Source organism: Nocardioides limicola (assembly GCF_016827675.1).
In the GTDB taxonomy this organism is placed as follows: Bacteria; Actinomycetota; Actinomycetes; order Propionibacteriales; family Nocardioidaceae; genus Nocardioides; species Nocardioides limicola.
Window position 1 is genome coordinate 36,577 of record NZ_JAERJA010000009.1, and the last position, 11,243, is coordinate 47,819.

14 protein-coding genes and 1 tRNA gene are annotated in these 11,243 nt (G+C 69.3%); 10 read left to right on the forward strand and 5 right to left on the reverse strand.

All coding sequences use genetic code 11. The features are described from left to right. From JKG67_RS14450 to JKG67_RS14490, 9 genes are all read left to right on the forward strand, one after another. Window positions 1-774: an electron transfer flavoprotein subunit beta/FixA family protein gene (locus tag JKG67_RS14450; RefSeq protein WP_443678538.1), complete on the forward strand. Its 774-nt coding sequence runs from the start codon at window positions 1-3 to the stop codon at window positions 772-774. 10 nt (window positions 775-784) lie between these two features. Continuing rightward, window positions 785-1,738 (forward strand): electron transfer flavoprotein subunit alpha/FixB family protein, encoded by a 954-nt coding sequence (locus JKG67_RS14455; protein ID WP_203338041.1) that lies wholly within the window; start codon window positions 785-787, stop codon window positions 1,736-1,738. Between the two features lie 101 nt (window positions 1,739-1,839). Beyond that, the gene (locus JKG67_RS14460; RefSeq protein WP_203338042.1) at window positions 1,840-2,685 is read left to right on the forward strand and encodes an alpha/beta fold hydrolase; all 846 of its coding nucleotides are present in this window, start codon (window positions 1,840-1,842) and stop codon (window positions 2,683-2,685) included. Window positions 2,686-2,747: 62 nt separating this feature from the next. Further along, on the forward strand, window positions 2,748-3,998 hold the full coding sequence (locus tag JKG67_RS14465; protein WP_203338043.1) for a glutamate-5-semialdehyde dehydrogenase: 1,251 nt from the start codon (window positions 2,748-2,750) through the stop codon (window positions 3,996-3,998). Window positions 3,999-4,027: 29 nt separating this feature from the next. Next, window positions 4,028-4,165 (forward strand): hypothetical protein, encoded by a 138-nt coding sequence (locus tag JKG67_RS14470; protein ID WP_203338044.1) that lies wholly within the window; start codon window positions 4,028-4,030, stop codon window positions 4,163-4,165. A gap of 5 nt (window positions 4,166-4,170) precedes the next feature. Further along, complete coding sequence (gene nadD, locus JKG67_RS14475) at window positions 4,171-4,788, forward strand: nicotinate-nucleotide adenylyltransferase (RefSeq protein ID WP_203338045.1); 618 nt, start codon at window positions 4,171-4,173, stop codon at window positions 4,786-4,788. Window position 4,789: 1 nt separating this feature from the next. Continuing rightward, window positions 4,790-5,179: a ribosome silencing factor gene (gene rsfS, locus JKG67_RS14480; protein WP_203338046.1), complete on the forward strand. Its 390-nt coding sequence runs from the start codon at window positions 4,790-4,792 to the stop codon at window positions 5,177-5,179. Between the two features lie 2 nt (window positions 5,180-5,181). After that, window positions 5,182-5,787, forward strand: a complete 606-nt coding sequence (locus JKG67_RS14485; protein ID WP_238998507.1) for a histidine phosphatase family protein — start codon at window positions 5,182-5,184, stop codon at window positions 5,785-5,787. 101 nt (window positions 5,788-5,888) lie between these two features. Beyond that, window positions 5,889-5,961, forward strand: a tRNA-Ala gene (locus tag JKG67_RS14490). A 96-nt stretch (window positions 5,962-6,057) separates the two neighbouring features. Here the strand turns inward: JKG67_RS14490 and JKG67_RS14495 are convergent. Further along, entirely contained in the window at window positions 6,058-6,825 is a 768-nt protein-coding gene (locus tag JKG67_RS14495; RefSeq protein WP_203338048.1) for an HD domain-containing protein, read from the reverse strand. Between the two features lie 571 nt (window positions 6,826-7,396). Next, window positions 7,397-8,203, reverse strand: coding sequence for a class I SAM-dependent methyltransferase (locus tag JKG67_RS14500; protein ID WP_203338049.1), 807 nt, complete (start codon window positions 8,201-8,203; stop codon window positions 7,397-7,399). Between the two features lie 115 nt (window positions 8,204-8,318). Here JKG67_RS14500 and JKG67_RS14505 point away from each other — a divergent pair, with 115 nt between their 5' ends. Further along, window positions 8,319-9,089 carry a helix-turn-helix transcriptional regulator gene (locus tag JKG67_RS14505; RefSeq protein WP_203338050.1) on the forward strand — a complete coding sequence of 257 codons (771 nt, stop codon included), beginning with the start codon at window positions 8,319-8,321 and terminating at the stop codon, window positions 9,087-9,089. Window positions 9,090-9,185: 96 nt separating this feature from the next. Here the strand turns inward: JKG67_RS14505 and JKG67_RS14510 are convergent, their stop codons facing one another. The 3 genes from JKG67_RS14510 to JKG67_RS14520 all read right to left on the reverse strand — a co-directional run bounded on the left by JKG67_RS14510 (window position 9,186) and on the right by JKG67_RS14520 (window position 11,207). Further along, window positions 9,186-9,719 carry a DUF3558 domain-containing protein gene (locus JKG67_RS14510; protein WP_203338051.1) on the reverse strand — a complete coding sequence of 178 codons (534 nt, stop codon included), beginning with the start codon at window positions 9,717-9,719 and terminating at the stop codon, window positions 9,186-9,188. A 127-nt stretch (window positions 9,720-9,846) separates the two neighbouring features. Continuing rightward, entirely contained in the window at window positions 9,847-10,932 is a 1,086-nt protein-coding gene (locus JKG67_RS14515) for an MBL fold metallo-hydrolase RNA specificity domain-containing protein (protein ID WP_203338052.1), read from the reverse strand. Then, window positions 10,920-11,207, reverse strand: a complete 288-nt coding sequence (locus JKG67_RS14520; RefSeq protein ID WP_203338053.1) for an MBL fold metallo-hydrolase — start codon at window positions 11,205-11,207, stop codon at window positions 10,920-10,922. Before JKG67_RS14520 ends, JKG67_RS14515 begins: the two co-directional genes overlap by 13 nt. Window positions 11,208-11,243 lie beyond the last annotated feature (36 nt).

Consider the following 11,243-nt stretch of genomic DNA (forward strand, 5'->3'; position numbering starts at 1 on the left):
GTGAAATACGTTCCCGACGCCACTGCCGACCGGCAGTTCGAGTCGGACAACACCGTTGACCGAGTAGGCGTGGACGGTCTGTTGTCCGAGTTGGACGAGTACGCCGTCGAGCAGTCGCTGCAGATCAAGGAGAAGCGCGAGGGCGAGGAGGTCACCGTCACCGCGCTGTGCGTGGGTCCGGCCGAGGCCGAGGCCGCCGTCCGCAAGTCGCTGCAGATGGGCGCTGACGCCGGTGTGCACGTGATCGACGACGCCATCGCCGGCTCGGACGCGATCGCCACCTCGCTGGTGCTGGCCAAGGCCATCGAGAAGATCGGCCAGCCCGACCTCATCGTCTGTGGCATGGCCTCGACCGACGCGGGCATGAGCGTCGTTCCGGCGATGCTGGCCGAGCGTCTGGGTCTGCCGCAGGTCACCTTCGCCTCCGTGGTGGAGACCCAGGGCGACCAGGTGCGGATCAAGCGCGACGGTGACACCGCGACCGAGGTCGTCGGGGGCACCCTGCCGCTGGTGCTGTCCGTGACCGACCAGACCGGTGAGGCCCGCTACCCGTCCTTCAAGGGCATCATGGCGGCCAAGAAGAAGACCGTGGACACCTACTCGCTGGGCGACCTCGGTGTCGACGCCGGCAGTGTCGGTCTGAGCGTGGCGTGGACCGAGGTCGCCGAGACCTCCGCCCGCCCGCCGCGCACCGCCGGCGAGATCGTGACCGACGAGAGCGGGTCGGGCGCCGCGGCGCTGGCCGAGTTCCTCGCCGCCAAGAAGTTCATCTGAGGAGCGAGACATGTCCGAGATTCTGGTTCTCGTCGACCACGTCGACGGTGCAGTCCGCAAGCCCACCCTGGAGCTGCTGGCCATCGCCAAGCGCCTCGGTGCGCCGTCGGCGGTGTTCATCGGTGGTGCCGGTCAGGCCGAGGCTGCCGCCGAGCAGCTGGGCAAGTTCGGTGCCGAGAAGATCTACGCGGTCGATGACGCGCAGATCAAGGGCTACCTGGTGGCCCCCAAGGCCGAGGCGCTTCAGCAGCTCGCCGCCGCCACCAACCCGGGCGCGATCCTGATCAGCTCCTCGTCCGAGGGCAAGGAGATCGCCGGCCGGCTGGCGATCAAGCTCGAGTCCGGGCTGATCACCGACGCGGTGGACGTGGCTGCCGACGGCACCACCACCCAGTCGGTCTTCGCCGGCAACTTCACCGTCCAGGCGAAGGTCACCAAGGGCACGCCGATCATCACGGTCAAGCCGAACGCGGCAGCGCCCGAGGAGGGTGCCGCCGCCGGTGCCGTCGAGGCGTTCGCGGTGACCATCTCCGACGCCGCCAAGACCGCCCAGATCGTGGCCTCGCAGCCGCGGCAGGCGACCGGTCGTCCCGAGCTCACCGAGGCCGCCATCGTGGTCTCCGGTGGTCGTGGCACCGGTGGTGACTTCAGCGCGGTGGAGGCGCTGGCCGACTCGCTCGGTGCCGCCGTCGGTGCGTCCCGGGCCGCGGTGGACTCCGGCTGGAAGCCGCACACCTTCCAGGTGGGTCAGACCGGCAAGACCGTGTCGCCGCAGTTGTACGTGGCCAACGGCATCTCCGGTGCCATCCAGCACCGTGCCGGCATGCAGACCTCGAAGACCATCGTGGCCGTCAACAAGGACGAAGAGGCCCCGATCTTCGAGCTGGTCGACTTCGGTGTCGTCGGGGACCTGCACTCGGTGCTCCCCGCGCTCACCGCGGAGGTCGAGAAGCGCAAGGGCTGATCTGAGGCTCTCGACGCCGCACCACCGGAACCCGGTGGTGCGGCGTCGCTCATTTCTGCCCGATGGTTGCCGACCGGACCGGCTGCTGGTATGCATCGGTGATGGACGAGGTGGCGTGGGCGCGCATCGGTGACGGAGTCGAGCTGGCCTACGTGGAGCGCGGCGACGGCGAGCCGGTGGTGCTGGTGCATGGCAGCCTCGCCGATCTCGGCTACTGGGAGCAGTCCGAGCAACTTGACCGACTCTCCGAGCGGCGTCGCGTCATCGCCTACAGCCGCCGCCACAACCACCCGAACCGCACGGCGGTGTCCGGAAGCCACTCGCCGATGGTGGAGGCGGCCGACCTGGCTGGCCTGCTCGACGTACTCCAGCTGGACCGGGTGCATCTGGTGGGTCACTCCTACGGCGCCTACACCGCCCTGGTGTACGCCCTGGCCCATCCGGACCGACTGGCGAGCCTGACCCTGGCCGAGCCGCCCCTGCTGGCCTGGCTGCCCGACATTCCCGGCGGCGACGGCATCGAGGAGGGATTCATGTCCGGCGTCTGGGAGCCGCTCGGGCGGGCCTTCGTCGACGGCGGGGACGAGGCCGGGCTGGAGTTCACGGCGCAGTGGTACTTCCAGCAGACCTTCGACGAGGTGGACCCGGCCTGGCAGACCCTGATGCGCGACAACGTGGTGGAGTGGCGCGAACTCGCCCGCTCACCGGCGGCCTTCGCCCGTGTCGACCGTGCCGAGGTCGCCGCCCTTCCGGTGCCCACCCTGCTCCTGTCGGGTGGCCGGAACGCGGGTGGCTACAACGACCTGATCGACGCCGAGCTGTTGCGGCTGATCCCCGGGGCGGTGCGCACCGTGATCGCCGACGCCGGGCACGAGATGTTCCTGGAGTTCCCCGAGGAGTCGGCCCGCGCGCTGCTGGAGCATCTCGACCGGCATCCGATGGGCTGATTCCGCGCCCACCAGTTGGTTGGCCGACTGCGCCGGTAGCCGGACTGATTACGCTTGACGGCATGAGTGTCGAGAACGACGTACGCGTCGTCGCTGAGCGGGCCCGTGAGGCCAGCCACCTACTGGCGGTGGCCACCCGGGCCACCAAGGATGCGGCGCTGGAGGCGATGGCCGAGGCACTGATCGCAGCCGAGGCCGCGATCCTGACCGCCAACGCCGAGGACATCGCCCGCGCCGAGGCCGGCGGCACTCCCGCCAACATCATCGACCGGCTCCGGCTGACCCCGGACCGGCTGGCCGCGATGGCCCAGGGACTCCGCGACGTGGCCGGCCTGCCCGACCCGGTCGGCGAGGTGGTCCGCGGCAGCACGCTGGCCAACGGCTTGGAGTTGCGTCAGGTGCGGGTCCCGTTCGGGGTCGTCGGGATGATCTATGAGGCTCGCCCGAACGTGACCGCGGATGCGGCCGGAATCTGCCTCAAGTCGGGCAACGCGGTGCTGCTCAGGGGCAGTTCCAGCGCCCGCTCCAGTAATGCCGCCGTGGTCGAGGTGCTGCGCTGTGCCGCCGAGGCGGCGGGGCTTCCTGCCGATGTGGTGCAGATGGTGCCGGGCGACAGCCACGACAGCGTCAAGGCGCTGATGCGAGCCCGCGGGCTGGTCGACGTACTCATCCCGCGCGGTGGCGCCGGTCTGATCCGCAGCGTGGTCGAGGAGTCGACCGTGCCGGTGATCGAGACCGGGGTGGGCAACTGTCATGTGTACGTCGACGCCGGTGCCGACCTGGACAAGGCGCTGGCGTTGGTCCTCAACTCCAAGACCCAGCGCACCAGCGTCTGCAACGCTGCGGAGTCGCTGCTGGTGCACGCCGACGTCGCCGACGAGTTCCTGCCCCGGATCATCGAAGCGCTGCAGGAGCACCAGGTCACCATCCACGGCGACGAGCGGTTCGCCGAGTACGACGACATCCTCGCCGCCACCGACGAGGACCATGCCTCCGAGTTCCTGGCCCTGGAGATCTCCGCGGCTGTGGTGGCCGACCTGGATGCCGCGATCGCGCACATCCGCAGGTTCAGCAGCGGCCACACCGACGCCATCGTCACCGACGACCTGGCCGCGGCACGTCGGTTCACCGCCGAGGTGGACTCCGCGGCGGTGCTGGTGAACGCCTCCACCCGGTTCACCGACGGGGGAGAGTTCGGCTTCGGCGCCGAGATCGGGATCAGCACCCAGAAGTTGCACGCCCGGGGGCCGATGGGGCTGCCGGAGATGACCTCCACCAAGTACGTCGTCATCGGCGACGGCCACGTCCGCTGACCGCACCCGCGCACGATAGGATCCCTGCCATGTCTGCTGACCTGACCCTGCTGGCTGCCGAGTCCACCCACGTCTCGCCGATCACCGTCGGCGCGATCGTGCTGATCGCCTTCGTGATCGCGATCATCGGCCTGCTGCTCTTCGCCGGCGGGCGCGAGCACTCCTGAGCACGATGCCGACGCCGGCCACTCCCCGACGCAGGGTCGGGGTGATGGGCGGCACGTTCGACCCCATCCATCATGGTCACCTGGTGGCCGCATCCGAGGTGCGGGCCTGGTTCGACCTTGACGAGGTCGTCTTCGTCCCCACCGGCGACCCGTGGCAGAAGAGTGACCGGGTCGTCTCCGCGGCCGAACACCGCTACCTGATGACGGTGATCGCCACCGCCTCGAACCCGTTGTTCCGGGTGTCCCGGGTCGACATCGACCGGTCCGGTCCGACGTACACGATCGACACGCTGCGGGATCTGGCGGCGCAGTTGCCCGACGCGGACCTCTACTTCATCACCGGCGCCGATGCGCTGGCTCAGATCTTCACCTGGCGCGACGCCGACGAGGTCTTCGACCTGGCCCACTTCGTCGGGTGCACCCGGCCCGGGTACGAGGCACATCCGGAGCAGCTGACCCGGATCCCGGCCGACCGGGTGAGCATGGTCGAGATCCCCGCGCTGGCGATCTCGTCCACCGACTGCCGTGAGCGGACCGCCCGCGGCGAGCCGGTGTGGTACCTGGTGCCCGACGGCGTGGTCCAGTACATCGCCAAGCATCGTCTCTATCGACCCGAGGACTGACATGACTGCCACCGACCAAGCCGTCGAACGGATCCGGACCGCTGCCACCGCGGCCGCTGACAAGCTGGCCACCGACCTGCGAGCCTTCGACGTCAGCGAGCAACTCGCGATCACCGACGCGTTCCTGTTGGCCACGGCCAGCAACGAACGTCAGATCGGCGCCGTCGTCGACGAGATCGAGGGCCGACTCCGCCAGATCGGCGCCAAGCCGATCCGCCGGGAGGGGGAGCGGGACGGTCGCTGGGTGCTGATCGACTACGGCGACATCGTGGTGCACGTGCAGCACAGCGAGGAGCGGGAGTTCTATGCGCTGGAGCGGCTGTGGCGTGACTGCCCGGTGATCGACCTGCCTGACTCCGGGTCCGACTCCGGGTCCGACTCCGGGCAGTGACGATGCGCCGCCTGGTGTTGCTCCGGCACGGCGAGACCGACTGGAACGCGGCCGGTCGCCTGCAGGGGCATGCGGACGTGGCCCTGAACGAGGCCGGCCTCGCGCAGGCGATCGCGGTGGCGCCCCACCTGGCCAAGTACCAGCCGGTGGCGATCTGGACCTCGGACCTGGCACGCGCCGCACGGACCGCGGAGATCATCGCCGACATGTGCGACGTCGAGGTGCGCCGCGATGTCCGGTTGCGGGAGATCTCGGTGGGCGCCGCCGAGGGGCTGACCTGGGCAGAGATCGAGGAGTCCTATCCCGGGTACCGGGTGGCCGACGGTCCGCGCGACCACACCCGGGTGCCTGGCGCGGAGAGTGTGGCGGCGCTGGCGGCGCGGATGACCGAGGTGCTGGTCGAGGCGTTGGGCCAGTTGGATGCGGGAGAGACGGTGCTGGTCGTCTCCCACGGCGGCGCCGCGGTGGCCGGTCTGGCGGGGCTTCTGGGCTGGCCGGCCGAGGCGGCGCGGAGCATCCAAGGACTGGCCAACTGCGGCTGGGCGATCGTCGAGGAGGTCGACGGCAGGCTCCGCTTGGGCGCCTACAACCGGGTCGCCGAAGGTTGAGCCGGATCGCGGTGTCCACGCCGGGACCCCGATTTCTCTCCCGCACACCGGTTGGGTAGTATTCCGCAGGTTGCTGGCCGGAGAGATCCGGCAGACGCAATGGGGCTGTGGCGCAGCTGGTAGCGCATCTGCATGGCATGCAGAGGGTCAGGGGTTCGAGTCCCCTCAGCTCCACCCAAGGTTCATTGAGGACCGGGCTTCGGCTCGGTCCTCGATGTGTCTAGCGCCGGCGCAGCTCGCTTTCGGTGGAATTGGCCCGCGAGGGCCGTACTAGCCCCACTCGCCGCGGCGGCGAGTGCGCTCCATGGCCCAGAGGTTGGGCATCAGCCCGGCGAGCGCCGCAGGCGCGGTGTAGCCGCCACACATCATCACGGCGCGGTTGCGGCCAGCGAAGCGGAGCGCATGCTCGCTGAACGCGGCGCCGGAGCGGACCCCGAACTCTCCACGCGGGTAGCGGTCCTGGATCAGCTGGCGGGTGCTTGCCGAGATTAGTCGCCAGCGAAACCCCGTCAGGTCGCTGATGATCCCCTCGTGGAAGAGGTGGGCCTCGACGCCCTGCTCGAGCGGGACCTGGGGGTTGAGGTGGAGCGTGATCGCGTTGCCGACCAATGCTCGTGAGTCTGAGTCGAGATCCGGGGCAGCAGCGTAGGCGGCGTCGACTCCGTCCAGCGTGAAGCAGTGGTCCGAGGCGATCTCGCCGCAGAGGCCTGCGTCATGGAACATCGCGGCGATGAACATCAGCTCGGGGTCCGGGTCGAGTCGCTTGAGTCGCGCGATCGCCATCGCGTAGAAGTAGCCCCGGTAGCAGTGGTCGGTGATCCACCGGGGCTGGGTCTCGAGCGCCTGCTGCTCGGCGTCACGGGCCAGCTTTGAGTCCGGGGCGACCAGGTCGAGGTCGTCGAGGCTGCCGGTCTCGCGCGCGGTCCGGCCGAGGCGGGCAAGGGAGATCGCGGGCATGTCCTTGAGCTGCGCGAGCACGAACGCCGCAATGAACCGGCGCCGCTCGGCCCCGGTCAGCCGCCCGCGGGTGTCACGCATCCAGCTGAGAGTGCCTACTTCGCCGACCTTCACGTGGCCGCCCCGGCAATCGCCCATGTCACCACTGCGCGCGCGGCGACATGGGCGGCCGAATCGAATGAGAACACTTGCTGAGTCTGGACCGGCTGGCCGCCCACGTCAACGACGACGACGAGCCCTAGGTTCGGCCGGGGTCTTGCCGTTGGCTTTCACCGACGGGACCGACTGGCCACTGGGCGTGCCGAGTGACACGGCCCCTTGGTGGGCGAGCCGTGCAGTCCCACCTGGCGCTCGGCGTGACCCATCAGGCGGGGTTCTCGCTGTCCTGACCGGCCCACCAACTCGGCGGGTCGCTGGCCGGGAAGGATCCGCGCCCGACCTCATCGACCTCATCGAAATCGTCCGGCTGGTCGAGTTCGTCAACGGCCTCCGTTGATGTGGGGTCTCCTACCGGTGCCCCCTTCGCTTGCGGACTGGGAATCGACCGGGTCGTCGGAGTGGTTCCGGGGGCGGTCATGCCTCAACAGTCCCTCGACGGTCCGGCATTCGCAAGGGACGTGCCGCTCGAGTGCCGCGGCCCCTGTCGGCGGCTTCAGTGAGTGCGTGCCGGCTTCCGGCACAGGATCTCGCCGTGCAGGATGGAGAACCACCCGTCCTCGGCCTCGACCCACGCCCTCCAGGCCGCGCTGATCCGGCGCAGCTCAGCTGACGTGGCCAGACCGGTGTCGACGAGCTGTTGCGCCATCACGGACTCCAGGATCCGGTCGGACCACATGCCACCCCACCACTCGCGGTCCTCAGGGGTTGCGAAACACCACGTGCTGGAGCTGGCGGTGACCTCGGTCAGGCCTGCGGCCCGTGCCCAACTCAGCATCCGGCGGCCGGCGTCGGGCTCGCCGCCGTTGGCGCGGGCGGCGGCTTGGTACAGCCTCATCCATTCATCGAGCTCCGGGAGCCGGGGCCACCAGCAGAACGCGTGGTAGTCGCTGTCGCGCGCTGCGACTATGCCGCCGGGCCTGGTCACGCGGGCCATCTCGCGGAGCGCCTGCACCGGATCGCCCACATGCTGGAGCACCTGGTGGGCATGGGTGACGTCGAAGGAGTCGTCGGGGAAACTCAGATTGTGGACGTCCGCGACCGCGAACTCGACGTTGGTCACGCCGCGCTCGTGGACGGTGGCTCGCGACAGGGCCAGCTCGTTGTCGCCGACCTCGGTCGCCGTGACCTGCCCGACGCGCTGTGCGAGGTCTGCCGAGATCGTGCCCGGCCCGGCGCCGACGTCGAGCAGGCTGTCGCCCGGCCCCAGGTGCGGCAGGAGGTACGCCGCCGAGTTCTCCGCGGTGCGCCAGCGATGCGAGCGCAGCACTGACTCGTGATGTCCGTGGGTGTAGACCGTCATGGGTTCCTCCGTGGTGTGGTTGCCGTTCCACGGAGAGCCTCGCCGACGCGGCGCAGGGCCGGAAGACCGTACCCTTCCTAGGAGTCCCGCACCCACCCTGAGTCGAGGAGGGCCGATGTCGAACGACCTGGGCACCTTCCTCCGCGCCCGACGGGCCGACGCCGGGCTCGAACCGTCGTACGCCGCGACCGGCCGACGTCGGGTCACGGGCCTTCGCCGCGAAGAGGTCGCCACCCTCGCCGGTATCAGCGTCGACTACTACACGCGCCTGGAGCAGGGGCGCGAGGCTAATCCCAGCGACTCGGTGCTCGAAGCGCTGGCTCGCGTGCTCAACCTCGAGTCCGACGCCGTCGACCACCTGTATGCGCTGCGCGGAAACGGAGCCCCCGAACCACGGCAGGACCTCCACCCGGACACCTCGACCGTGGAGCGGATGACCGCCCTGGTTAAGGCAGTGCGCCCGAACCCGGCGTACGTCCTCGACCGGCTCAGCAACATCGTCGCCAGCAACAAGGAGGGACTCGCGCTCTTCGACGGCCTCGATGAGCGACCCCCGCACCAGCGCAACACCTGCCGCTACCTGATGACGCACCCGCGTGCGCGCGACATCTTCCTCGACTGGGAAGACATTGCCCGTGGGGCCGTCGCACACCTACGCGCAGCGAACGCCCACGACCTCGACGACGAGCACCTCCAGGACCTGGTCGCCGAGCTGAGCGACCAGAGCGATCACTTCGCAGAGTGGTGGGCCGGCCACATCGTGGAGCGACGCCGTTCGGCGGCGAAGCGGATCCGGTCATCGGCCGGCGTGCAGACCCGCCGGTACGAGGTCCTCCACCTTCCGGAGGAACGCCTCCGGATGACCATCTGGCTGCTGGACGACTGACAACTGCAAGCCTCGTTCCAGCTCAATCTGGGACCTGGAGTGCACGAGGCCGCGCCGACGATTCCGGCTGCGGGCGTTGGATCGCGCCTCCACCCGTCACCGGGTGGCGAGGAGCTCCTGCAGCAGGGCCAGAAGCTGGTCGCGGCTCGCCTCACCGGAGTCAAGGTGCAGGGCGACCTGGGCGTAGTCGCTGCCGGCCTGGGCGCCCATCATGGAGATGTCGGGCACGTAGTAGCCGTCGGGGAGCTCGTCGACGTCCTCGGTCTCCAACTCGCCCATGGTCTCGGTAGAGGAGCGGTGGCGCGTGGCGTCACTGTCGTACCCGTACACCACCTGAACCCAGCCGCCGTCGGCGAGGTCGTACATGCACACCGCCTGCTGGTCGCTGGACAGCCCCTCCTCGAGGCGACCGGTCTCCGCGGCCACACCGGTCACCCGCTCGATCCCCGCGGGGGACAAGAAGTCGCAGTCCGCACCGGTCCGTTCCCCCGGGTCGACCGGCTCCGTCGCGCCGCCCGTCGTGGGCGTCGGAGACTCGTTGCCCTCCGGGGCGTTGTCGCTGCCACCGCAGCCCGTCAGGACCATCAGACCAGCGATCAGCAGCGTGCTGAAACGGCGGGTACGGAGCATCATTTCTCACCTCAGCTCGACGGGATGTCGCCAGCATAGGCGCCGGTGGGCACGGCTGACAGGAGAGTCGCAAGACTGGTGGTTCGTGCGCTCAGGGGTCGAGGAGGGGACGCTCGAGCATCGACACCTAGAGGGTGAAGACCTGGTTGGGGCGCGGCACCACGGCCGGCCAGCCGAGCTCGTGGTCGACTCGGGACCGGAACGTGTCCGCAGCCTGCGGCTCGCCGTGAACCACGAACACGCGTTCCGGTGCCTCACGGAAACCGCGGAGCCACCTCAACAGTTCATTGGCGTCGGCGTGGGCCGAGAGCATCGGGAGGGTGGCCACTTCGGCACCGATATCAACCCGGTCGCCGTGGATCCGAAGCTCACGGCGACCCTCCAGTAGGGCCCTGCCGCGAGTGCCGGCCGCCTGGAAGCCGGTGATCAGGATCGTGTTCCGTGGATCGGGCCCGAAGGTCTTCACATGGTGCAGGATGCGGCCGCCGGTCGCCATGCCGCTGGCCGAGACCACGATCTTGGGATCGCGACTGGCGGTGATCCGCTTCGATTCCTCCGCGCTCCGGGTGTAGGTGGCGATCCGGCACACAGCGGTGCAGGTTGCCCAGTCGAGGCGATGGTCGCTGTTGTGCGCGTGCAGGAGGTCGCTCGCGTCGATCGCCATCGGGCTGTCAAGGTAGATGGGTACGTCGGGCAGTCGTCCGGACTCACGGAGCGACCACAGGTAGTACAGCAGGGATTGCGCGCGGCCCACCGCGAACGACGGAATGATGACTGTGCCGCCTCGCTTGGTGGTCCGCGCCACCACCTCGAGCAAGGCCGACGCGGCATCGACGCCGTCGTGAAGCCGGTCCCCATAGGTTGACTCGATGACGACGAAGTCGGCCTCGGGCACCGGCTCGGGGTCCCACATCACCGGATCGTCGTAGCGCCCCAGATCACCCGAGAAGACCACCCTGCGGGAGCCCCACTCGATCTCCACGATCGCGGCACCGAGGATGTGGCCCGCTCTGCGGAACCGTGCCCTGACCCCTGGTCGCACGGCGAACGGCCGGTTGAACGGGCGAGTCTTGAACCTCTCGAGTGCTCGCTCTGCGTCCGCCCCGTCATACAGCGGAAGGGCCGGTGAGTGCCGGGTCTTCTCGATCCGGTTCAGATAGGCCGCGTCCTGCTCCTGCAGTCGTGCGCTGTCCCGCAGGATCAGCGCCGCCACGTCACGGGTCGCGCTGGTCGAGTAGACCGGGCCGCGGAAGCCGGCACGTACCAGTCGGGGAGGTAGCCCGAGTGATCCAGGTGTGCGTGCGTGAGGACCACCGCGTCGATGCTGTCGACCTCGATCGGCAGCGCGTCCCAGTTCTGTTCCCGCAGGTTCTTCACTCCCTGGAACATGCCGCAGTCCACGAGCACCCGAGCGCCCTCGAACTCAAGCAGGTGCTTGGAGCCGGTGACCGTCCCGGCGCCACCGAGGGAGGCCAGCGTCAATGCCATCTCGTCATCCTCCCTGGACAGGCAACCGGCGCAGTA